The following is a 22972-nucleotide window of genomic DNA, read 5'->3' as shown; positions in this document are numbered from 1 at the left end:
GGTGGGCGCCATGCCCTCGGCGCTCCCGGTGCCCTGCGGGTTCCCTGAGAGGTTGCGCGGCAGAAGGCCGGTTTGTCGCGTGTGGCAGCCGAGGGTCCGTCTGCCGCTCCGCCTCCTAGAATGCCCCCTCACCCGAAGGAAGCGCCGTGCTCTTGTTGATCGTTTTGTTGCCGCTGCTGTTCGGGACCGTGGCCACCGCCTGGCTCGGTACAAAGTCCCGCACCTTGACCGCCGTGGTCGCCGGCGGGGTCACGGCGTCGGCACTCGCCGTGCTGCTGTCGCTGGCGCCCCAGGTGTTCGCCGGTCAGACGGTCATGAATGCCTGGCCCTGGGTGCCCGAGATCGGGCTGAACCTGACGTTCCGGCTCGACGGCCTGTCCCTGATGTTCGCCGGGCTGATCCTGTTCATCGGCCTGCTCATCGTGCTGTACGCGGCCTATTACCTGGCGCCCGAGGACTCGGCCGGCAAGTTCTACAGCTTCATGATGCTGTTCATGGCCGCCATGCTGGGCGTGGTGCTGTCGGACAACCTGCTGTTGCTGGTGGTGTTCTGGGAGCTGACCAGCATCTCGTCCTTCCTGCTGATCGGCTTCTGGAGCCACCGCGCCGACGCGCGCGCTGGCGCCCGCCAGGCGCTGGCCGTCACCGGTGGTGGTGGCCTGGCCATGCTGGGCGGCTTGGTGCTGCTAGGGCAGATCGCCGGCACCCACGAACTCAGCGCGATGGCCGCGAACGTGGCGGCCATCCAGGCCGATCCGCGCTTCGTGCCCGCGCTGCTGCTGATCCTGCTGGGCGCCTTCACCAAGAGCGCGCAGTTTCCGTTCCACTTCTGGCTGCCCGACGCCATGGCCGCGCCTACGCCGGTCTCGGCCTACCTGCACTCGGCCACCATGGTCAAGGCCGGTGTGTTCCTGCTCATGCGCATGCACCCGGTGCTTGCGGGCACCGGGCATTTCGAGGCCATCGTCAGCGCGGTGGGCCTGACCACGGTGCTGTTCGCCGCCTTCATCGCGCTCTTCAAGCACGACCTCAAGGGCCTGCTGGCCTATTCGACCGTCAGCCACCTGGGGCTGATCGTGTTCCTGATCGGCCTGGGTTCACCGCTGGCCGGCGTGGCCGCCGTGTTCCACGTGCTCAACCACGCGGCGTTCAAGGCCTCGCTGTTCATGATCGCCGGCATCGTGGACCACGAGACCCATTCGCGCGACATGCGCCAGCTGGGGGGGCTGTGGAAGTTCATGCCCTGGACGGCCACGCTGTCCATGGTGGCGGCCGCGTCCATGGCCGGCGTGCCGCTGACCAACGGTTTTTTGTCCAAAGAAATGTTTTTCACCGAAGCGGTGGTGGGCACCAGCGGTGCCTACGCCTGGCTGGTGCCGGCGCTGGTGACCCTGGCGGGTGTGTTCAGCGTCGCCTATTCGCTGCGCTTCGTGCACGACACCTACTTCAACGGTGCACTGGGCGAGGTCCCCAACAAGCATCCCCATGAGCCGCCGCTGGGCATGACGCTGCCAGCCCTGCTGCTGGTGGTCGTGTGCGTCGTCGTCGGCCTGCTGCCGGCCATCACCTTCGGGCCGCTGGTGCACGTGGCCGCCACCGCGCTGGCGGGCCAGGCCCTGCCCGACTACCACCTCGCCCTCTGGCACGGTTTCAACCTGCCGCTGCTCATGAGCGCCATCGCGCTGGCCGTGGGTGTGGGCCTGTACCTGTGGCTCGCGAAGGCGAAGCGCCTGCACCGCATCAGTTCCGAAGACTGGTTCGGTGCCGCCACCGGCCGTGCGATCTTCGAAGGCCTGATCGACCGGCTGTTCGGTCTGTCGGGCCGCATCACGCAGCGCCTGGAAACCGGGTCGCTGCAGCGCTACGTGGGCTGGCTGCTGCTGGCCGCGCTGGTGCTGGCGGCCCCGCCTTTCATGGGCAGCGGCATCACCACCGGTGCCCGGCCGCAGATGCCCGCCACGCCGCTGGCCTGGGCCATGTGGGCGCTGGTGCTGCTCACCTGCGTGGCCATCGTGCGCACGCACCACCAGCGCTTTGTGGCGGTGGTGCTGGTCGGCGTGGTGGGCGTGGCGGCCTCGCTGACCTTCCTGGGCTTCTCGGCGCCCGACCTGGCGCTGACCCAGCTGTCGGTGGACATCGTCTCCACGGTGCTGCTGCTCATGGGCCTGGCCCTGCTGCCGCAGACCAGCCCGAAAGAGACGCCGGCCCTGCGCAAGGGCCTGCACGCGCTGCTGGCGCTGGCCGGTGGCGGGGCCATGTCGGTCATCACCTGGCTGGTGCTCACGCGCGACCAGTCGTCCATTTCGTGGTACTTCCTGCAGGAGTCGCTGGCCAAAGGCGGTGGCACCAACGTGGTCAACGTGATCCTGGTGGACTTCCGCGGCTACGACACCATGGGCGAGATCACGGTGCTGGGCATCGCCGCCATCGGCGTGCTTGCGCTCATGGACGGCATGCGCACGCGCCGCCCGGCGGCCGATCTCGACGGCCGGCCGTGGACCTTTGCGCAGCAGCCGCTGCTGCTGCGGGTGGCCGCCTCGGTGGTGCTGCCGCTGGCGCTGGTGTTCAGCCTCCACATCTTCATGCGCGGCCACAACCTACCGGGCGGGGGCTTCATCGCCGGCCTGATCACCGCCGTGGCGCTGGTGCTGCAGTTCATGTCGCTCGGGCAGGTGCGGGCCGAGCGCTTCCTGCGCGCGGGCGGTGGGCGCCGTTTTGTGCGCTGGATCGGCAGCGGCCTGGGCATCGCAGGCCTCACCGGGGTCGGCGCCTTCGTGCTGGGGCGCCCCTTCCTGACCAGCGCGCATGGCCACCCCCAGGTGCCGCTGCTCGGTGAACTGCCGCTGGCCACGGCCGCGCTGTTCGACCTGGGCGTGTACCTCGTCGTCGTGGGCGGCACGCTGCTGACCATCTCGGTGCTGGGCCAGGCCTCACGCGAGGCGCCCGCTGCCCCATCCGACCGGAGCATCCCATGAGCATGGAATTTCTTCTCGCCACCGGCGTGGGCATGGTCACCGCCACCGGCCTCTACCTCCTGCTGCGCGGGCGCAGTTTTCCGGTGGTGCTGGGGCTGTCGCTGTTCGGTTACGCGGTCAACGTGTTCATCTTCCTCATGGGCCGGTTGTGGAGCAACGCCGCGCCGGTGCTGGTGGGCGCTGGTCCGGTGGCCGACCCGCTGCCGCAGGCGCTGGTGCTCACCGCCATCGTGATCGGTTTTGCCACCACCGGCTTCGTGGTCGAACTGGCGCTGCGCAGCCGCCACGAAAGCGGCAGCGACCATGTGGATGGTCACGAACCCGAAGGGCCGCGCGCATGACGGGCGCGCTCTACAGCCTCTGGCTGCAGCACGCCCCGGTGCTGTCGGTGGTGCTGCCCATGCTGACGGCGGTGGTGCTCTTGCTGATCGGCGATCAGGGCGGCATGGCCGGGCAGGGCGGGGCGCACGACGACGCGCCGCTGCGCTGGCGCCGACGCCTTGCGCTGCTGTCCACGGCGCTGGGCCTGTTGATGGCCGCGGGCCTGGTGCAGCACGCGGCCGGTGGCGAGCTGCTGGTCTACCGCCTGGGCGAGTGGCCGGCGCCGTTCGGCATCGTGATGGTGGTGGACCGGCTCTCGGCGCTCATGGTGCTGCTGACCTACGGGGTGGCGCTGCCGGTGCTCAGGTACGCCAGCTGCGGCTGGGACGGTCGCGGGCGCTACTTCCACGCCATCTTCCAGTTCCAGCTCATGGGGCTGAGTGGCGCCTTCCTCACCGGCGACCTGTTCAACCTGTTTGTGTTCTTCGAGGTGCTGCTGATCGCGTCGTACGTGCTGCTGGTGCACGGCCAGGGGCGCGAGCGCTTTCGCATGGGCGTGCACTACGTGGTGCTCAACCTGGTGGCCTCGGGGCTGTTCCTGATCGGCCTGTCGCTGGTCTACGCCGCCACCGGCACGCTGAACATGGCCGACGTGGGCCAGCGCCTGGCGCTGTTGCAGGGCGATACCTTGCTGTTCGCGAAAGCGGCGGCGCTGGTGCTGCTGGTGGTGTTCGGCCTGAAGGCCGCCATGCTGCCGCTGTACTTCTGGCTGCCCGGTACCTACGCCGCGGCCAGCGCGCCGGTGGCGGCGCTGTTCGCCATCATGACCAAGGTGGGGGTCTACAGCATCGTGCGCGTGCACTGGCAGCTCTATGGCGCCGGGGCTGGCAACGCCGCGCTCACCGTGGCCGACTGGCTGCTGCCCCTGGCCCTGAGCACCAGCGCGCTGGGCGTGCTGGGCGCACTGGCCGCGCGCAGCCTGGGCCGGCTGGTGGCCTACCTCACGGTGTCCTCGGTCGGCACCATCCTGGCGGCGGTGGGGCTGTTCACGCCCGGCGCGTTGTCGGCCGCGCTGTACTACACGCTGCACAGCACCCTCGTCATCGCCGGGCTGTTCCTGCTGGTGGAGCTGATCGCTGCGCAGCGCGGCGAGTCGGTGGACCGGCTGCAGCCCGCCCATGCGGTGCGCGAGCCGGTGCTGCTGGGCGTGATGCTGCTGTTTGGTGCCGCGTCGGCCGCCGGTCTGCCGCCGCTGCCGGGCTTCCTGGGCAAGCTCATGGTGTTGCAGGCCAGCAGCGGCCTGGCCGCGCAGGCCTGGGTCTGGAGCGTGGTGCTGGTGGTGGGCTTCCTCACCATCGTCGGCTTGGCGCGCGCGGGCGTGATCGTGTTCTGGCACGTGCAGCCGGCGGTGGACGAAGGCGCCTCGGGCAGCAGCGCGCGCCTGCTGGCCCCGGTCTGGGCCTTCATGGCGCTGACGGTGGCGCTGGCGGTGCTGGCCGCGCCGGTCAAACGCTACACCGATGCCGCCGCGGCGCAGTTGTCGGTCAACGCCGACTACGTGCGCGCCGTGCTGGGGGCCGATGCACCGTCCAGCACGCGCCCCTACGACGGCCAGCGCGCCGCCCCCGCACAGGAGAAACAACCATGAAGTCCGATACCCTCGACCGCCGTCTGGGCTGGTTCGACCACCCGGTGCTCTCGCTGCTGCTGGCCGCCAGCTGGCTGGCGCTGTCGCGCAGCCTGGAGCCGGTGCACCTGCTGTCCGCGGCCCTGCTCGGGCTGATCGTGCCGCGCCTGCTGCGGGGGGTGCTGCACGTGGGCGGGCCGATCCGCTGGGGCGCCGCGATCCGGCTGACCCTGGTCGTGCTGTGGGACATCGTGCTGTCCAACATCACCGTCGCGCGCCTGGTGCTGGGCCCCATGAGCCGGCCGCAACCGGCCTGGCTGCGGGTGCCGCTGGCCTGTGACCACCACCGGGTGAACGCCCTGTTCGCCAGCATCATCACCATGACGCCGGGCACCGTCTCGGCCGTGGTGGACGAAGACGCCCGTTGCATCTGGGTGCACGCGCTGAACTGCGACGACGCGGCGGGCATGGTGGCCGACATGAAGGCGCGCTACGAAGCGCCGCTGCTGGCCACCTTCGGGCTGGACGGGGAGGGCAGGGCATGAACGTGTTGCACACCGGACTGACCATCGGCATCGGTGCCGTGGCGCTGAGCGTGCTGCTGTGCGGCTGGCGCCTGCTGCGCGGCCCCACCATCGCCGACCGCGTGCTGGCGCTGGACACCCTGTACCTGAGCCTGGTGGCGCTGGTCGTCATGCTGGGGCTGCGCTGGCAGACGGCGCTGCTGTTCGAGGCGGCGCTGATCGTGGCGCTGCTGGGGTTCGTCGGCACGGTGGCGCTGGCGCGCTACCTCAGCCGTGGCGACGTGGTGGAGTGATGCGATGCCATTGAACCCGCTCATCGAATGGGCCGCCGCGATCCTGATCGTGGTCGGCGCCTTTTTCCTGCTGGTCGGCGCCATCGGCATGGTGCGCCTGCCCGACTTCTACATGCGCCTGCACGCGCCGACCAAGTCGTCCACCCTGGGGGTGGGCGGTGTGCTGCTGGCGTCGCTGCTGCTGGGCTGGGCGCAGGGGAGCCCCGGCCTCGCCGAGCTGCTGATCACGCTGTTCGTTTTCGTGACCGCGCCGGTGTCGGCGAACCTGCTGGCGCAGGCGGCGCTGCACCTGCGGCTGCCGTCGCGCGCGCCGCAGCCCGCGGACTTGCCGCCTTCGGCACCGCGTCGGGACCCGGACCAGGGCTGAAGCCCAGACCTACCAGATAGCTGTCCATCACCGCGGTGCCGACCTGGACCAGGTCGAAATCGCCGGGGTCGAACAGCCAGGCGTCCAGCAGCCCGGTGAGGATGGCCTTGAGGCCCAGTGCCGCCGTGCGTGTCCCGGTCCGCAGCGTGATGCCGGCGTCGGCCGCCGCCGCGTCGAGCTGCTGGGTCAGGTAATGCAGGTACTCGTCGCACCAGCGCAGCTTGCGTTCGCGCACCGCCAGCATCTCGCCGTTGTATTCGACCTGCTGGGTCGCAATCTCGAACACCCGGCGCGCCTGTTCGTCGCTGGCGGTTCGCCGCAGGGCGGTGAGCACCGAGGTCCGCACCTGCTGCAGCGGCGTCTCCAGCGCCTGGGGCGTGGAGAGCGCCTGCTCCATCGGAAAGGTGACGCGCTCCATCATGCCGTTGAACAGATCGGCCTTGTCCTTGAAGTGCCAGTAGATGGCGCCGCGCGTGGTGCCGGCGGCGATCGCGATGTCGTTGAGCGAGGTGCGCGAAACGCCACGCGCCTGAAACAGTTGTTCGGCAGCATCAAGCAGGGCGGATCGGGTGGCTTCGGCATCGGCTTTGGTGCGGCGGACCATGGTTGTGCTCATGAAAGAAGAAACCCCACGAATATACATACATTCATGTGTGTATGTATACTGCCAACCCCGACGGAAGGGTCTTGTGCCCACCATGGCCTGTGGCTTGCATGCCTGTGCAAGTCTTGGCGGCCCTGGCTCTGTCGCGCCGCATTTTGTTGTCTCTTTTTCGTCCGTTTTCCCCGCACGAGGTCCGCATGCCCAACGCACAAACCCTTTCTTCCGCCTTTGCCTGGCGGCGTCCTCTCTTGTTGTTGCCGCTGGTGGCGGCGCTGGTCGCGTGCGGGCAGTCGTCAGCACCGGCCGCGGGGGGCGCACCAGGCGGTGGCATGCCCGCACCCGAAGTGGGCGTGGTGACCGTGCAGCCGGGTGACGTGGGCCTGCAGACCGAACTGCCGGGCCGGCTGGAAGCTTCGCGGGTGGCGCAGGTGCGCGCCCGGGCGGCCGGCATCCTGCAGCAGCGCCTGTTCAAAGAAGGCAGCGACGTCAAGGCCGGTCAGCCGCTGTTCCGCATCGACGCCGCGCCTTACCAGGCCAGCCTGAGCAGCGCGCAGGCCAGCCTGGCGCGAGCGCAGGCCAGCCTGGCCAACGCGACCGCCGTGGTCGAGCGTTACCAGCCGCTGATGGCGGCCAAGGCCATCAGCCAGCAGGACTACACCGCCGCCATTGCGGCGCAGAAGACCGCCGAGGCCGACGTGGCCGCGGCCAAGGCGGCGGTGCAGACCGCGGGCATCAACCTCAACTACGCCAGCGTGACGGCGCCGATCTCGGGCCGCATCGGCCGGGCGCTGGTGACCGAAGGTGCGCTGGTGGGGCAGGGCGAGGTGACGGCGCTGGCCACCATCCAGCAGGTGGACCCGCTGTACGTGAACTTCACCCAGTCGGCCACCGAGGCCATGAAGCTCAAGCGCGCCATGGCCGCCGGCCAGCTCAAGGGCGCGGGGGGCGGTTCGGCCGCGGTGCGCGTGGTGCTGGACGACGGCAGCGAATACGCCAAGCCCGGCAAGCTGCTGTTCTCGGACCTAACGGTGGATGCCACGACTGGCCAGGTCACGTTGCGCGCCGAGGTGCCCAACCCCGGCGGCGCGCTGCTGCCGGGCCTGTACGTGCGGGTGCGGCTGGAGCAGGCCGTGGCCAGCGACGCCATCACGCTGCCGCAACAGGCCGTCACGCGCACGGCGCAGGGCGACACGGTGTCGGTGGTGGGCGCCGACGGCAAGATCGAGAAGCGCCCGGTCAAGATCGGCGGCCAGCAGGGCGGCCGCTGGGTCGTGCTCGACGGCCTGAAGGCCGGCGAGCAGGTCATGGTCGATGGCTTCCAGAAGCTGCAGATGATGCCGCCGGGCACGCCGGTGAAGGCCGTGCCCTGGACGCCGGCGGGCGCGGCCCCGGCCGCCGCTGCGGCCGCGGAAGCCAAGCCGGCTGCCACGGCACCCGCTGCCGCTGCCGCCTCGGCGCCGGCCTCCGCTCCCGCAGCCAAGTAAGGAGCGCCCGGCATGGCCAAGTTTTTCATCGACCGCCCCATCTTCGCGTGGGTGATCGCGCTCTTCATCATGGTGCTGGGCGCGGTGTCCATCACCCAGCTGCCGATCGCGCAGTACCCGCCGGTGGCGCCGCCCGCCATCGTCATCAACGCCACCTACCCCGGTGCATCGGCCAAGACGCTGGAAGACAGCGTGCTCTCGGTCATCGAGCAGGAAATGAACGGCTCGCCCGGCCTGATCTACATGGAAGCCGTGGCGCAGGCCAACGGCACCGGTGCGATCACGCTGAGCTTCGAGCCCGGCACCGACGCCGACCTGGCGCAGGTGGACGTGCAGAACCGCCTCTCGCGTGCGACGCCGCGCCTGCCCTCGGCGGTGACCCAGCAGGGTGTGCGGGTGGACAAGTCGCGCAACAACTTCCTGCTGTTCGCCATCCTCTCCAGCGACGACCCGGCCCTGGACCCGGTGGCCCTGGGCGACTATGCGTCGCGCAGCGTGGTGCCCGAAATCCAGCGCCTGCCCGGCGTGGGCCAGGCGCAGCTGTTCGGCACCGAGCGCGCCATGCGCATCTGGATCGACCCGACCAAGCTGCTGGGCTACAACCTCAGCGCCGCCGACGTGGGCAACGCCATCCGCGCGCAGAACGCCCAGGTCTCGGCCGGTGAAATCGGCGCGCTTCCCAACGTGGCGGGCCAGAGCATCGCGGCCACGGTGGTGGTCAACGGCCAGCTCGCCAGCGTGGAGCAGTTCGGCAACATCGTGCTGCGCGCCAGCAGCAACGGCGCCACCGTGCGCCTCAAAGACGTGGCGCGCATCGAGCTGGGCGCCCAGGCCTACGCCACCTCGGCGCGCCTGAACGGCAAGCCGTCCACCGGCATCGGCGTGCAGCTCTCGCCCAGCGGCAATGCGCTGGCCACCGCGCAGGCGGTCCGCAACAAGCTGCAGGAGCTGGAGGCCTATTTCCCCAAGGGCATGAAGTGGGCCATCCCCTACGACAGCTCGCGCTTCATCAAGATCTCGATCTCGCAGGTGGCCGAAACCCTGTTTGAAGCCGTGGCACTGGTGTTCCTGGTGATGTTCCTGTTCCTGCAGAACTGGCGCTACACGCTCATTCCCACCGTGGTGGTGCCGGTGGCCCTGCTGGGCACCTTTGCCGCGCTGCTGGCCATGGGTTTCTCGATCAACGTGCTGACCATGTTCGGCATGGTGCTGGTGATCGGCATCGTGGTGGACGACGCCATCGTGGTGGTGGAGAACGTCGAACGCATCATGAGCGAAGAGGGCCTGCCGCCGCTGCAGGCCACGCGCAAGGCCATGGGCCAGATCTCGGGCGCCATCATCGGCGTGACCGTGGTGCTGATTTCCGTGTTCGTGCCGCTGGCCTTCTTCAGCGGTTCGGTGGGCAACATCTACCGCCAGTTCTCGGCGGTGATGGGCGTGTCCATCGCGTTCTCGGCCTTCATGGCGCTGTCGCTCACGCCGGCGCTGTGCGCCACGCTGCTCAAGCCGGTGGAAGCCGGCCACCACCACGAGAAGACCGGCTTCTTCGGCTGGTTCAACCGCACGTTCTCGCGCACCGCCAAGCGCTACGAAGGCGGCGTGGCCGCGCTGCTGCCGCGCGCCGGCCGCGCCCTGGTCATCTACGCCGCCATCGTGGGCGCCGTGGCGGTGGTGTACATGCGGCTGCCCACGTCCTTCCTGCCCAACGAAGACCAGGGCACCATGCTGGTGAACGTGCAGCTGCCGCCGGGTGCCACCCAGGAACGCACGCTGGACGTGATGAAGCAGGTCGAAGGCTTCGTGCTCAAGCAGCCCGAAGTGGAGGGCATGGTCAGCGTGCTGGGCTTCAGCTTCTCGGGCCAGGGCCAGAACGCGGCGCTCGCCTTCGTGACCCTCAAGGACTGGGCCGAGCGCACCGCGCCGGGCAGCGACGCGCAGTCGCTGGCCGGCCGCGCGTTCGGCGCGCTCTCGGGCATCCGCGATGCGTTCATCTTCCCGCTCAGCCCGCCGCCGATTCCCGAACTGGGCGCCTCGTCGGGCTTCAGCTTCCGCCTGCAGGACCGCGCCGGCCTGGGCCGCGAAGCCCTGCTGAACGCGCGCAACCAGATGCTGGGCATGGCCTCGCAGAGCAAGCTGCTCACGCAGGTGCGCCCCGACGGCCTGGAAGACGCGCCGCAGCTGCAGATCGACATCGACCGCGACCGCGCCAACGCGCTGGGCGTGGGCTTTGACAGCATCAGCGCCGCCATCGGCACCGCGCTGGGATCGAGCTACGTGAACGACTTCCCCAACGCCGGGCGCCTGCAGCGCGTGGTGGTGCAGGCCGACGCGCCGGCCCGCATGCAGCCCGAAGACGTGCTGCGCATCAACGTGCTCAACGGCCAGGGCCAGGCGGTGCCGCTGTCGGCCTTTGCCAGCACGCAGTGGGTCACCGGCCCGATGCAGACCGTGCGCTACAACGGCTATCCGGCCATGCGCATCAGCGGCAGCGCCGCCGCGGGCGTGAGCACCGGCCAGGCCATGGCCGAGATGGAAGCGCTGGCGGCCAAGCTGCCGCAGGGCTTCGGCTTTGAATGGACCGGCCAGTCGCGTGAAGAAAAGCTGGCCGGCTCGCAGGCCACCATCCTCTACGGCTTCGCCATCCTGGCGGTGTTCCTGGCCCTGGCCGCGCTGTACGAGAGCTGGTCCATCCCGCTGGCGGTGGTGCTGGTGGTGCCTCTGGGCGTGCTCGGGGTGCTGCTGGCCACGCTGCTGCGCGGCTACGCCAACGACGTGTATTTCCAGGTCGGCCTGATCACCATCATCGGTCTGTCGGCCAAGAACGCGATCCTGATCATCGAGTTTGCGAAAGACCTGCAGGCCCAGGGCAAGGGTGTGATCGAGTCGGCGCTGGCCGCGGCGCACCTGCGCTTCCGTCCCATCGTCATGACCTCGCTGGCCTTCACGCTGGGCGTGTTGCCGCTGTTCCTGGCCTCGGGCGCGGGCTCGGCCAGCCAGCGCGCCATCGGCACCGGCGTGATCGGCGGCATGCTCACCGGCACCGTGCTGGCGGTCATCTTCGTGCCCGTCTTCTTCGTGGTGGTGCGCAAGCTGTTCAAGGGCAGCGCCCGCCAGCATGCGCACGACGCCGAACAAGCAGCCCACCATGGCGTCCATTGACCGGTTGACTCCCATGAACATGAAACTCAGTGCATTGACCCTGGCCGTGGCGGTCCTGTCCGGCTGCTCCTTCATCCCCACCTACGAACGCCCGGCCGCGCCGGTGCCGGCCAGCTTTCCGGGCCAGGCGGCCGACGTGGCCGCCGGCGCCGCGCTGCCGGCCTGGGACACTGTGGTGGCCGATGCGCGCCTGCGCGACCTGATCGCGCTGGCGCTGCAGAACAACCGCGACCTGCGGGTGGCCGCGCTCAACATGGAGCAGGTGCGTGCCGCCTACCAGATCAAACGTGCCGACCAGTTCCCCACGCTGAACCTGGCCGCGAGCGGCAACCGCCAGCCCAACAGCAGCGGCGGCATCAGCAGCACCTACAGCGCCGGCCTGGCCATGGCCAGCTGGGAGCTGGACTTCTTCGGCCGCGTGGCGGCGTTGAAGGACACCGCGCTGGCGCAGTTCCTGGCCAGCGAAGAAGCGAAACGGGCGGCACAGACCAGCCTGGTCGCGGCGGTGGCCAATGGCTGGCTGGCCCTGCAGGCCGACGAAGAACTGCTGGACCTGACCCAGCGCACGCTCACCACACGCGAGGACTCGCTGCGCCTGACGAAGCTGCGTTTTGACAACGGCGTCGCGTCCGCGCTGGACCTGCGCCAGGCCGAGTCGCTGGCGGCCGCGGCCCGCGGAAGCCAGGCCCAGCTGCAGCGCAACCGTGCGCTGGACCTCAATGCCCTGACCCTGCTGGTGGGCCAGACCCCGCCCGCGGCCCTGCTGCCCACGGCGAGCACCTCATCGGTGGCCATGCGGGCCGTGCCCGAGGGCTTGCCCTCGGACCTGCTGGCCCGCCGCGCCGACATCCGCCAGGCCGAACAGGCGCTGATCGCGGCCAACGCCAACATCGGCGCGGCGCGTGCGGCCTTCTTCCCGCGCATCGCGCTCACGGCCAGCGTGGGGTCGGCCAGCAGCGAACTCTCGGGCCTGTTCAAGGACGGTTCCTGGGGTTTCACGCTGGCGCCACAGGCGGTGCTGCCGATCTTCGACGCCGGCCGCAACCAGGCGGGGCTGGATTCGGCCAAGGTCGGGCGCGACATCGCCGTGGCGCAGTACGAAAAGGCGATCCAGACCGCCTTCCGCGAAGTGGCCGACGCCCTGGCCGGCCGCGCCACGCTGGGCGAACAGCTGACCGCGTTGCAGCAGCAGGCCAATGCCGACGCCGAGCGCCTGCGCCTGTCGGAGCTGCGTTACCGCGGTGGTGTGGCCAGTTCGCTGGACTGGCTGGACGCGCAGCGTTCGCTGTTCGCCACCCAGCAGTCGCTGACGCAGATCCAGCTGGCGCAGCAGCAGAACCAGGTGGCTTTGTACAAAGCGCTCGGCGGTGGGTACTGAAGCCCCCCCTGCGCCGCTGCGCGTCTTCCCCCCCAGGGGGACCACACCTGTGGCCCGGCGAAGCCGGTTCCACGGTGTGTGCTGGAGGGAGCCCGTCGCGCCGGATGGGCCTCGGCGTCAGACCTTCGGCAAATCGTAGAACTGCACGATGTGGTCCCAGGCGTCCTGCGGGTCGTCGACCAGCTTGAACAGCTGCAGGTCTTCGGGCGAGATCATGCCTTCTTCGACCAGCACGTCGAAGTGGATCAGGCGCTTCCAGTAGTCGCTGCCGAACAGCACGATCGGCACCGGCTTGGCCTTCTTGCACTGGACCAGGGTGATGACCTCGAACAGCTCGTCCAGCGTGCCGAAGCCGCCCGGGAAGGCCACCAGCGCTTTCGCCCGCATCATGAAGTGCATTTTGCGCAGCGCGAAGTAGTGGAACTTGAAGCTCAGCTCGGGTGAGATGAAGCGGTTGCCCGACTGTTCGTGTGGCAGCGAGATGTTCAGACCCACGTTGAGCGCGCCCTCGTCGTGCGCGCCGCGGTTGGCCGCTTCCATGATGCCCGGGCCACCGCCGGTGCAGATGAAGAGCTGGTCCGCCTGTGGGCAGCGCGCGCTGTAACGCGCCACGATGCGCGCGAACTCGCGTGCCTGGTCGTAGAAATGGGCGTTGCGCAGCAGCGTCCGGGCCTTGCCGATGGCGCGTGCGTCGCCGCTGGCCTCGGCCAGCTCCAGCTGCTCCTGCGCTTCGGCCGGTTCGCGCACGCGGGCGCTGCCGAACACCACGATGGTGTTCTCGATGCCCAGCTCGCGCTGTGCCAGGTCGGGCTTGAGCATCTCCAGCTGGAAGCGGATGCCGCGTGTCTCGCGGCGCAGCAGGAACTCGGGGTCGGCAAAGGCCAGGCGGTAGGCGTCGGCCTGCAGCGTGTTGCCGTTGCTGGAATGGGCCTGCAGGTCGGCCCAGGCATCGGCGATGCGTTGTTCGCTCAGGTTTTGTGTGGTTTCCATTCGGCTTCCTTGTGTCGTGTCCGGATTGTGGGTCACAGTGCCAGCGCCAGCGCGAGGGGAACGAAGACCACCGCGAGCGCATTGCCCAGCATGATCATCGCCGCCACCTTGTCGGGTTCCTGGCGGTAGCGGTCGGCCAGCATGAACTGCATCACGGCCGGGGGCAGTGCGGCGAACAGCAGCAACTGACCGCGCGCCGCGCCCTCCAGCCCCAGGGCCCAGGCCAGCGGGATGCCGATGGCCAGCCCGATGAGGGGCCGCGCCAGCGCGCCCAGCAGACCCAGCGCCAGCCCGTTGCGGGTCAGCGAGGTCAGGCGCACGCCCAGGGCGAACAGCATCATGGGCAGCAGGGCATCGCCCAGCAGCTTCAGGCCTGAGAGCAGCACGTCGGGCGGGCGCAGGTCGGTCAGGGCGCTGGCAAAGCCCAGCGCGGTGCCGATCATCAGCGGGCTGGTCAGCAGGTCGCGCGTGCGGGCCGAGGCGCTGGTGATGCGGGCGCCGAGCGAGAAGTGGAACAGGTTGCTGACCGAGAACAGCGCCACCGCCGCCCCGAAATGCGCCGGGCCGAAGGCCAGCAGGGCCAGTGGCAGGCCCATGTTGCCGCAGTTGTTGAACATCACCACCGGCACCAGGGTGCGCGGCTGCGAGCCGAACCACCGCGCCAGCGGCCAGGCCAGCAGCCCGCTGCCCAGGATCAGCACCGTGCCGCCGATCAGCAGCGGCCCATGCTCGGCCAGGTGAAAGTCGCGCGAGGCCAGCGCCGAATACACCAGCACCGGCGCCAGCACATCCAGCGCGATGCGGTTGAACACCGACAGGTCGGGCACCGCATGCCGCGCGTACCCGTAGCCGATGGCCACGATCAGGAAGACCGGAATGATGACGTCGGCGATGCGGGTGATGAGGTCCATGCGCGGGTCTGAAACAACAAAAGGCTCCCGAGGGAGCCTTTTACATCAACCGTCCGAATGATCAGACGCGCTTGCGGTATTCGCCGGTGCGGGTGTCGATTTCGATCTTGTCGTCCTGCGCCACGAACAGCGGCACGGCGACTTCAAAACCGGTGGCGATCTTGGCGGGCTTGAGCACCTTGCCGGACGTGTCGCCCTTGACGGCGGGTTCGGTCCAGGTGATCACGCGCTCGACGCTGGTCGGCAGTTCGACCGAAATGGCCTTGCCGTCGTAGAACACCACTTCCACGGCCATGCCGTCTTCGAGGTAGTTCAGGGCGTCGCCCATGTTTTCAGCTTCGACTTCGTACTGGTTGAAGTCGGCGTCCATGCAGACGTACATCGGGTCGGCGAAGTAGGAGTAGGTGCAATCCTTCTTGTCCAGAATGATCTGGTCCATCTTGTCGTCGGCACGGCAGACCACTTCGGTGGCCATGTTGTTCAGCAGGGCCTTGAGCTTCAGGCGCACAGTGGCCGCACCACGGCCGCCGCGGGCGTATTCGGTTTTCAGGACGATCATCGGGTCCTTGCCGTGCATGATCACATTGCCGGCGCGCAGTTCTTGGGCGATTTTCATAAAGATTCCAACGGTTGGGCCGCTTGTTCCGGCAGGGCTGAAAGACCCGGGAACGGTGCTGATGGCTGCGATCTGTGCGGCGAGGCAGATGGCTGGCAGGCAACGGGACTCGGTGTGAACCGGACCGGTTTTCCGCAAAGCCTTGAATTTTATCGCTTTTGGGAGATGAATTCGAGGAGCTGCGCCGTCAGGTCGGGCTGCGCCAGCAGGCGATCGCGGGCCGCGAGCACGCAGGCACGCCAGCCATCGACCACCGCCCAGCCGGGCCAGACGGGGCCGGCCGCGGCTTCGATGCCGTTCCAGGCGCGGTGAAACGCCCGCAGCGAGGGCGGGGCCTGCAGCCAATCCAGAAAGGCGTCGAGCTTGGCGTGGTGGGCGTCGTCGTGCTGGGGGTAGATGTGCCAGACCAGGGGCTGGCCGGCCCAGAGCGCGCGCACCAGAGAGTCTTCTCCCCGCACGCAATTGAGGTCGCAGGACCACAGCAGGTGGTCGAAGTCGCGCTGGGTCAGCACGGGCAGGGCGTTCAGCCGGCAGGCGGGGCCGGGCTCGCCGTGTTGTTCGCGCGCGTTGTTCACCGCTTGCATGGCGCGGCCCGGGGTCACCAGCCAGTCGCTGGTCAGGGCGTCTTGCCCGGCCTGCTGGAGCACGGCGGGCAGGGCGGCCGGCTCGTAGCAGAACAGGCTCGCCCGGCGCTCGCCGGCCCAGGGCAGGCCGAGCGTGTGCAGCCAGTCGTCGGGCTGGAAGGTGGCCTGCCGCTCCAGCAGATCGGCCTCGCGCAGCAGCCCGCCGGTGGCCGGTGTGAAGCCGGGATAGAAAAACCACTTGGTCAGTCCCTTGAGCGGGCCGCTGTTCACGGGGGAGGGCAGGCGGTGCGAGCGCTCCACATAGCGTTCGGCGCTCAGGTATTCGAGGTTGATCCAGACCGGTGGCGGGTGCCCTTGCGCGAGCACGGACGCCAGGTGCTGGGCGCATTCCGGCGCCGGGTCGCAACCGAAGGCTTCCACCCACACGTCGGCGGGCGGCAGTGACGCGGGCAGCGCCGGCGCCAGCGGCGTGGTCCAGTGCAGCACCTGCACACCCGGCACCTGGCCTTCCAGCGCGCCGGGCGCCATCCAGCGCAGCGGCTCGGGCTGGTCGATCCACAGGCGCACCTGTTCGCCGCGGCTGGCGAGGTCGGCGCACAGCCGCCAGCAGACGCCGATGTCGCCCAGGTTGTCGATGACGTGACAGAAGATGTCCCAACGCATGGGGGGCGATTGTCCATGCTGGCCGGCGACACAATACGGCCCATGTCCGACACCCATTCCGAACAGTTGCTGGCCGAGGTGGCCGCGCTGCCCGCGCTGCCGGGCGTCTACCGCTATTTCGACGCGCAGGGCCAGGTGCTCTATGTGGGCAAGGCGCGCAACCTGAAAAAGCGCGTCAGCAGCTATTTCCAGAAGGACCACGGCGGCACGCGCATCGGCCACATGGTGAGCAAGATCGTGCGCATGGAGACCACGGTGGTGCGCTCCGAGGCCGAGGCGCTGCTGCTGGAAAACAACCTGATCAAGACGTTGAATCCCAAATTCAACATCCTGTTCCGCGACGACAAAAGCTACCCCTACCTCAAGATCACCGGCACGCGCGAGACCTTCCGCACGGCCGGTGCCGTGCCGGTGCCCATGCTGGCCTTTCCGCGCATGGCGTATTACCGCGGCGTGATCGACAAGCGCCACAGCTACTACGGCCCGTACCCCAGCGCCTGGGCGGTAAAGGAGTCCATCACCCTGCTGCAGAAAGTGTTCCGCCTGCGCACCTGCGAAGACACGGTGTTCGCCAACCGCACGCGGCCCTGCCTGCTCTACCAGATCAAGCGCTGCAGCGGCCCCTGTGTGGACCTGGTCGATATGGAGGCCTACGGGCGCGACGTGACCGCGGCCGAACGCTTCCTGCGCGGCGAGACCCAGGCCGTGCTGGACGAACTGGAGCAGCGCATGCTGGCGCACGCCGAGAAGCTGGAATTCGAGCAGGCGGCCGAGATCCGCAACCAGATGAGTGCGCTCTCGCGCGTGCTGCACCAGCAGTCCATGGAAAACGTGGGCGACCGCGACGTGGACATCCTGGCGGTGAAGGTGCAGGGCGGCAAGGCCTGCGTGAACCTGGCCATGGTGCGCGGCGGGCGCCACCTGGGCGACCGGCCGTATTTCCCGGCCCATGTGGACGACGCGACCCAGATCGACGAAGGGCTGGAGGCCGAAGCCGGTGCGCGCGCGGGCGATGCGCTGGAGCGTGTGCACCTGCGCGTGCTCGAAGCCTTCATCGCCCAGCACTACCTCGGGGCGGCCCTGCCGCACACCCTGGTGACCAGCCACGCCGTGAGCAAAGACCTGCTGGACGCCCTGACCGAACAGAACGGCGCCCGGGTGCATGCGGTGCACCAACCGCGCGAACACCGCCGTGCCTGGCTGGACATGGCGCAGAAGAACGCCGAGATCGCGCTCGCGCGCCTGCTGGCCGAAGAGGGCTCGCAACAGGCCCGCACGCGCGCGCTGGCCGAGGCGCTGGGCCTGCCCGACGACAACCTCGACGAGCTGCGCATGGAGTGTTTCGACATTTCGCACACGGCGGGCGAATCGACCCAGGCGTCCTGTGTGGTGTTCGAAGCCCACAAGATGCAGAACAGCCAGTACCGCCGCTACAACATCGAGGGCATCACCGGCGGCGACGATTACGCCGCCATGCGCCAGGTGCTGCAACGCCGTTACGGCAAGATCGCCGAGGCGCTGCGGGCCGAGCGGGAGGGGGCGACGGTGCAGGTCGAGGCGCCGTCCGCCGAGGACGCGCCAGCCGAGCCCGCCAGGGAAGACGCCACCGAAGCGCCCAAGGGGCCGCGCATGCCCGACCTGGTGCTGGTCGATGGCGGCAAGGGCCAGGTGAGCATGGCGCGCGAGGTGTTCCAGCAGCTCGGGCTGGACCTGTCGCTCATCGTCGGCGTGGAAAAAGGCGAGGGCCGCAAGGTCGGCCTGGAGGAGTTGGTGTTTGCCGACGGCCGCGAGAAGGTGTACCTGGGCCACGACTCGGCGGCGCTCATGCTGGTGGCGCAGATCCGCGACGAGGCGCACCGCTTCGCCATCACCGGCATGCGCGCGGCGCGCGCCAAGGTGCGCACCGGCGGCAGCAAGCTCGAAGACATCCCGGGTGTGGGCCCCAAGAAGCGCGCGCGCCTGCTGCAGCGTTTCGGCGGGGTGCGAGGCGTGGCCTCGGCCAGTGTGGACGACCTGGCGACCGTCGAAGGCATCTCGCCCGAACTCGCCGATGCGATCTACCGCGCCCTGCACTGACCCCCACGCTCCGCCGCTGCGCGGGTCGCTGCCCCAGGACAGGGAGGGGACCCGGTCTACGCCGGGTCTGGGGGCTGTCCCGGCTTGGGGCGGCCCGGCGCCGGATCGGCTGTGTGCTCCTGCAGCGATGCACGACTCCCCCATAATCCCCCCATGTTTTTCAACCTTCCCACCCTGCTGACCTGGGCGCGCATCATCGCCATCCCGCTGATCATCGGGGTGTTCTACCTGGAAGGTCTGAGCGCAAAAGAACAGAACCTGTTCGCCACGGTGCTGTTTGTGGTGTTCGCGGCCACCGACTGGGCCGACGGTTACCTGGCCCGCCGGCTCAACCAGACATCGGCCTTCGGCGCCTTCCTCGATCCGGTGGCCGACAAGTTCCTGGTCTGCGCCAGCCTGCTGGTGCTGGTGCACATGAACCGGGCCGATGTGTTCGTCGCGCTCATCATCATCGGCCGCGAAATCGCCATCTCCTCGCTGCGCGAGTGGATGGCCATCATCGGCGCCACCAAAAGCGTGGCCGTGCACATGGTGGGCAAACTCAAGACGGCGGTGCAGATGACGGCCATCCCGTTCCTGCTGTTCGACGGCACGTTGCTGGGCGCGATCGATACCCACCTCTGGGGCACCTGGCTGATCTGGATCTCGGCGGTGCTCACCGTCTGGTCCATGGTGTATTACCTGCAGAAGGCGCTGCCCGAGATCCGCGCCCGCTCGCGCTGATGACGCCGGCGGTTCGGGACAACGCGTGGCTGCGGGCCATGCCCTGGGTCTTCGTGCTGATCTGGAGCACGGGTTTCATCGTCGCGCGCTACGGCATGCCACACGCGCCCCCCTTGTCCTTCCTGGCGGTGCGTTACGCGCTGTCCATCCTGTGTTTTCTGCCGTGGATCGTGCTCGCGGGCGTGAAGTGGCCGAGCAACCGCACCCAGGCGCTGCACCTGGCGGTCACCGGCATCCTGATGCATGCGGGCTACCTCGGCGGGGTGTGGGCCGCCGTCAAGGCGGGCATGGGCTCGGGGCTTTCGTCGCTCATCGTCGGCATCCAGCCCGTGCTCACCGCCATCTGGCTCACCAGCGTGGGCGGGCAGCACGTCTCGCGCCGGCAGTGGCTGGGCCTGCTGCTGGGGTTTGCCGGTCTGGTGCTGGTGGTCTCACGCAAATTTGGTGCGGGTGGTCCGGGCGATTCGGCCAACTGGCTCAACCTGTCGTTCGCGGTGATGGCCCTGTTCGCCATCACCGTCGGCACGCTGTACCAGAAGCGATTCGTGCAAGCCTGCGATGTGCGCACCGCCAACACGGTGCAACTGGCCGCGGCCTTGCTGGTCACCCTGCCGCTGGCCCTGCTGGAAACCGAGTCCATGCGCTGGAACGCCGAGCTGGCGGGCGCCATGGCGTGGTCGGTGCTGGGCCTCACCCTGGGCGGCAGTTCGCTGCTCTACATGCTGATCCAGCGCGGGGCGGCGGCCTCCGTCACCAGCCTCATGTACCTGGTGCCGCCGTGCACGGCGCTGATCGCCTGGCTGCTGTTCGCCGAACCCATCACGGCCACCACGCTGGCCGGTACGGCGCTCACCGCTTTTGGCGTGAGCCTCGTGGTGCGGCCGCCGAAACCGGTGTGAGCTTCCACGGCTCGGCGCGGAACTGCGCGGCCAGGTGGTCCACCAGCAGGCGGATGCGCCGCGGCACCTGGGCGCGGTAGGGCGCCAGCCAGTGGATGTCGGCGTCGGGCATGCTCCAGCCTGGCAGCACCTGCACCAGCGCGCCGCTGGCCAGTTGTGGCGCAATGTCCCACAGGCTGCGCAGCATGATGCCGTGCCCTTGCAGGCACCAGTCGCGCACCATCTCGCCCGAATTGCTGCTCAGCGGCCCGCTCACCTGCACGTGCAGGGCGGGCGAACCGTCGACCGGGTGCAGCCGCCAGTGGTCAAAGCGCCGGTCGGCCAGACCGCCGTTCTCGCGCACCACCAGGCAGGGGTGCTGGGTCAGGTCCTGCGGCGTGCGGGGCTCGCCGTGTTGTTTCAGGTGCGACGGCGCGGCCACCAGCACCCGCTGGTTGCGGGCCAGCGGGCGTGACACCCATTCGCTGGCGCGTTGCGCCGGCGCGTGCCACAGCCAGATGGCGCCGTCAAAGCCCTCCACGGCCAGGTCGGGCAGTTGCTCGGTCAGCTGCAACTGCACGCTGACCGCCGGGTAGCGCTGCTGAAAGGCGGCCAGCGCAGGCCCCACCCAGTGGCGGCCAAAGCCGAAGGTCGCGGCCAGGCGGATGGGGCCCGACGGCTCGGCGCGGCGTTCGCGCAGCTCGCTTTCCAGCGCTTCAAAGCCCTGCAGCAGCGCCGTGGCGCGTTCGCACACCGCCTCGCCTTCGGCGGTGGGGCTGACGCGGCGGGTGGTGCGCTGGAACAGCCGCAGTCCCAGGGCAGCCTCGATGGAGGCCAGCCGTTTGGTGGCCGCGGGCGCGGCCATGCCCAGCGCCCGTGCGGCCGCGGTGAGCGTGCCGTGCTGGCGGATGGCCTGCACCAGTTCCAGATCGGGTCGGTCCAATTGTTTCTCTCAGGGAAGTAATGGATTGCCTGATTATGGTTGCTGTCGGCGCTAAGCTGCGGGCATCACCAACGTACTTCCGCAGGAGACACCATGAGCCCGACACCCCACCGCATCGCCGTCATCGCCGGCGACGGCATCGGAACCGAAGTCATGCCCGAGGGCATCCGCGTGCTCGAAGCCGCCGCTTCGGCCTTCAACATCCCGCTGCGGTTCGACCATTTCGACTTCTCCAGCTGCGATTACTACGAGCGGCACGGCAAGATGCTGCCCGACGACTGGAAGGCGCAGGTCGGCGGCCACGATGCGATCTATTTCGGTGCCGTCGGCTGGCCCGACCGGGTGCCCGACCACATCTCGCTCTGGGGATCGCTGCTGATGTTCCGACGCGAGTTCGATCAATACGTGAACGTGCGACCCGCCAAACTCATGCCCGGCGTGACGGCGCCGGTGGTCCGCCGCGACGGCAGCCCGCGCCAGCCCGGCGAGATCGACATGGTCATCGTGCGCGAGAACACCGAAGGCGAATACAGCAGCATCGGTGGGCGCATGTACGCCGGCACCGAGCGCGAGATCGTGGTGCAGGAAACGGTGATGTCCCGCATCGGCGTGGACCGTGTGCTGCGCTACGCCTTTGAAGTGGCGCGTTCGCGCCCCAAGAAGCACCTGACCAGTGCCACCAAGAGCAACGGCATCGCCATCACCATGCCCTACTGGGACGAGCGCGTTGAAGCCATGGCCAGGGAGTACCCGGACGTCAAGGTCGACAAGTTCCACATCGACATCCTCACCGCGCACTTCGTGCAGCGCCCCGACTTCTTTGATGTGGTCGTGGGCAGCAACCTGTTCGGCGACATCCTCTCCGACCTCGGTCCCGCCTGCACCGGCACCATCGGCATCGCGCCCAGCGCCAACCTCAACCCGACGCGTCAGCACCCCTCGCTGTTCGAGCCGGTGCACGGCTCGGCGCCCGACATCGCGGGACAAGGCATTGCCAACCCCATTGGTCAGATCTGGTGCGGCGCCATGATGTTGGACCACCTGGGGTACCGCGAGGCACACGATGCGGTGATGCGCGCCATCGAGTCGACCTTGCAACCGGGCAGCGGCGCGCCGCGCACGCGCGACCTGGGGGGTGTCGCGAACACGACCGATGTCGGTCGAGCAATCGCCGCCGCTGTGCGCGCCTGAACCCCGCACGCAGCGGGTTGGCGTGCTGCGCCAAAATTCACAAAACGGGACGGTCCGTGTGGCCAATGCGTCTAGAATCTCGCCTTTCGCGCCCGCCCCGCACCGCTGTTGACCGGCCCGTATTGACAGGGGCTTTGCCCCGTGGGTCTAATCACAAGGCATTAGTTTTCCGGCGACACATCCGGGCCGATGCGAACACGAGCGGCCGCGCCGCAAGCTTTGCAGGCCTGTGTTGTACGCGGTGCCTGCGGCGGGTCCGAGAGGATTCAACAGACCATTTCAAGAGGGGCTATTTGTGAACAAAACAGAACTCGTCGAACACATCGCCAAACACGCCGATATCTCCAAGGCGGCTGCGACGCGTGCGCTGGACTCCACCATCACCGCCATCCGCACCACGCTCAAAAAAGGCGGCACCGTGTCGCTGGTGGGCTTTGGCTCCTTCGCCGTGACCAAGCGTCCCGCTCGCAAGGGTCGCAACCCCCGCACCGGCGCTGAGATTAAAATCAAGGCTGCCAAGGTGCCGAAGTTCCGTCCGGGCAAGGCCCTGAAGGATGCGCTGAACTGAGGTCGTCCCCACGGGATGTCCCGGTGGGGTGCTTAGCTCAGTCGGTAGAGCGGCGCCCTTACAAGGCGTAGGTCGGCGGTTCGACCCCGTCAGCACC

19 protein-coding genes and 1 pseudogene are annotated in these 22972 nt (G+C 68.8%); 14 read left to right on the top strand and 6 right to left on the bottom strand.

The features are described from left to right. The first annotated feature begins 146 nt into the window (after positions 1-146). Genes RMP09_RS00120 through RMP09_RS00095 form a run of 6 tightly spaced genes read left to right on the top strand, consistent with a single transcriptional unit; the run spans position 147 to position 6107 of the window. The gene (locus RMP09_RS00120) at positions 147-2975 is read left to right on the top strand and encodes a monovalent cation/H+ antiporter subunit A (protein WP_310563972.1); all 2829 of its coding nucleotides are present in this window, start codon (positions 147-149) and stop codon (positions 2973-2975) included. Between the two features lie 2 nt (positions 2976-2977). Beyond that, complete coding sequence (locus RMP09_RS00115; RefSeq protein WP_310563978.1) at positions 2978-3316, top strand: Na+/H+ antiporter subunit C; 339 nt, start codon at positions 2978-2980, stop codon at positions 3314-3316. Beyond that, positions 3313-4944 (top strand): monovalent cation/H+ antiporter subunit D, encoded by a 1632-nt coding sequence (locus tag RMP09_RS00110; RefSeq protein ID WP_310563971.1) that lies wholly within the window; start codon positions 3313-3315, stop codon positions 4942-4944. The genes RMP09_RS00115 and RMP09_RS00110 overlap by 4 nt, the downstream gene beginning before the upstream one ends. Beyond that, complete coding sequence (locus RMP09_RS00105) at positions 4941-5468, top strand: Na+/H+ antiporter subunit E (RefSeq protein WP_310563970.1); 528 nt, start codon at positions 4941-4943, stop codon at positions 5466-5468. The genes RMP09_RS00110 and RMP09_RS00105 overlap by 4 nt, the downstream gene beginning before the upstream one ends. Continuing rightward, complete coding sequence (locus tag RMP09_RS00100) at positions 5465-5740, top strand: K+/H+ antiporter subunit F (protein WP_310563969.1); 276 nt, start codon at positions 5465-5467, stop codon at positions 5738-5740. The genes RMP09_RS00105 and RMP09_RS00100 overlap by 4 nt, the downstream gene beginning before the upstream one ends. 4 nt (positions 5741-5744) lie before the next feature. Next, on the top strand, positions 5745-6107 hold the full coding sequence (locus RMP09_RS00095) for a Na+/H+ antiporter subunit G (RefSeq protein WP_310563968.1): 363 nt from the start codon (positions 5745-5747) through the stop codon (positions 6105-6107). A 22-nt stretch (positions 6108-6129) separates the two neighbouring features. Here the strand turns inward: RMP09_RS00095 and RMP09_RS00090 are convergent. Further along, positions 6130-6711 (bottom strand): annotated as a pseudogene (locus RMP09_RS00090) (TetR family transcriptional regulator); the annotation flags it as partial. 197 nt (positions 6712-6908) lie between these two features. Here RMP09_RS00090 and RMP09_RS00085 point away from each other — a divergent pair. Genes RMP09_RS00085 through RMP09_RS00075 form a run of 3 tightly spaced genes read left to right on the top strand, consistent with a single transcriptional unit; the run spans position 6909 to position 12732 of the window. Then, positions 6909-8195: an efflux RND transporter periplasmic adaptor subunit gene (locus RMP09_RS00085; RefSeq protein ID WP_310563967.1), complete on the top strand. Its 1287-nt coding sequence runs from the start codon at positions 6909-6911 to the stop codon at positions 8193-8195. 12 nt (positions 8196-8207) lie between these two features. After that, positions 8208-11354: an efflux RND transporter permease subunit gene (locus tag RMP09_RS00080; RefSeq protein WP_310563966.1), complete on the top strand. Its 3147-nt coding sequence runs from the start codon at positions 8208-8210 to the stop codon at positions 11352-11354. Positions 11355-11367: 13 nt separating this feature from the next. After that, complete coding sequence (locus tag RMP09_RS00075; RefSeq protein WP_310563965.1) at positions 11368-12732, top strand: efflux transporter outer membrane subunit; 1365 nt, start codon at positions 11368-11370, stop codon at positions 12730-12732. 117 nt (positions 12733-12849) lie between these two features. On the opposite strand, the gene RMP09_RS00070 is transcribed toward RMP09_RS00075, so the two are convergent. The 4 genes from RMP09_RS00070 to earP form a co-directional block, all read right to left on the bottom strand. Further along, positions 12850-13722, bottom strand: coding sequence for a TIGR00730 family Rossman fold protein (locus RMP09_RS00070; protein WP_310563964.1), 873 nt, complete (start codon positions 13720-13722; stop codon positions 12850-12852). 32 nt (positions 13723-13754) lie between these two features. After that, positions 13755-14633 carry an AEC family transporter gene (locus RMP09_RS00065; protein ID WP_310563963.1) on the bottom strand — a complete coding sequence of 293 codons (879 nt, stop codon included), beginning with the start codon at positions 14631-14633 and terminating at the stop codon, positions 13755-13757. 61 nt (positions 14634-14694) lie between these two features. Continuing rightward, complete coding sequence (gene efp / locus RMP09_RS00060) at positions 14695-15249, bottom strand: elongation factor P (protein WP_310563962.1); 555 nt, start codon at positions 15247-15249, stop codon at positions 14695-14697. Positions 15250-15398: 149 nt separating this feature from the next. Next, positions 15399-16496, bottom strand: a complete 1098-nt coding sequence (earP, locus tag RMP09_RS00055) for an elongation factor P maturation arginine rhamnosyltransferase EarP (RefSeq protein ID WP_310563961.1) — start codon at positions 16494-16496, stop codon at positions 15399-15401. Between the two features lie 42 nt (positions 16497-16538). Between earP and uvrC the strand changes: the two genes are divergently transcribed. The 3 genes from uvrC to RMP09_RS00040 all read left to right on the top strand — a co-directional run bounded on the left by uvrC (position 16539) and on the right by RMP09_RS00040 (position 20194). Continuing rightward, a complete protein-coding gene (uvrC, locus tag RMP09_RS00050; protein WP_310563960.1) occupies positions 16539-18572 on the top strand; it encodes an excinuclease ABC subunit UvrC in 2034 nt (677 codons plus the stop codon). A 153-nt stretch (positions 18573-18725) separates the two neighbouring features. Further along, positions 18726-19295: a CDP-diacylglycerol--glycerol-3-phosphate 3-phosphatidyltransferase gene (pgsA, locus tag RMP09_RS00045; protein WP_310563959.1), complete on the top strand. Its 570-nt coding sequence runs from the start codon at positions 18726-18728 to the stop codon at positions 19293-19295. Beyond that, positions 19295-20194 carry a DMT family transporter gene (locus RMP09_RS00040; protein ID WP_310563958.1) on the top strand — a complete coding sequence of 300 codons (900 nt, stop codon included), beginning with the start codon at positions 19295-19297 and terminating at the stop codon, positions 20192-20194. The genes pgsA and RMP09_RS00040 overlap by 1 nt, the downstream gene beginning before the upstream one ends. Here the strand turns inward: RMP09_RS00040 and RMP09_RS00035 are convergent. Then, the gene (locus RMP09_RS00035) at positions 20145-21116 is read right to left on the bottom strand and encodes a LysR family transcriptional regulator (RefSeq protein ID WP_310563957.1); all 972 of its coding nucleotides are present in this window, start codon (positions 21114-21116) and stop codon (positions 20145-20147) included. The two genes, RMP09_RS00040 and RMP09_RS00035, sit on opposite strands and share 50 nt — an antisense overlap. A gap of 93 nt (positions 21117-21209) precedes the next feature. Here RMP09_RS00035 and RMP09_RS00030 point away from each other — a divergent pair, with 93 nt between their 5' ends. Continuing rightward, a complete protein-coding gene (locus RMP09_RS00030) occupies positions 21210-22307 on the top strand; it encodes a tartrate dehydrogenase (protein ID WP_310563956.1) in 1098 nt (365 codons plus the stop codon). A 295-nt stretch (positions 22308-22602) separates the two neighbouring features. Further along, complete coding sequence (locus tag RMP09_RS00025) at positions 22603-22875, top strand: HU family DNA-binding protein (RefSeq protein ID WP_066158910.1); 273 nt, start codon at positions 22603-22605, stop codon at positions 22873-22875. Positions 22876-22972: the final 97 nt, after the last annotated feature.

Source organism: Hydrogenophaga sp. (assembly GCF_031426985.1).
GTDB lineage: Bacteria > Pseudomonadota > Gammaproteobacteria > Burkholderiales > Burkholderiaceae_C > Hydrogenophaga.
Note: the sequence above shows the minus strand (reverse complement) of the source record. Positions and strands in the feature narration are given on the sequence as shown.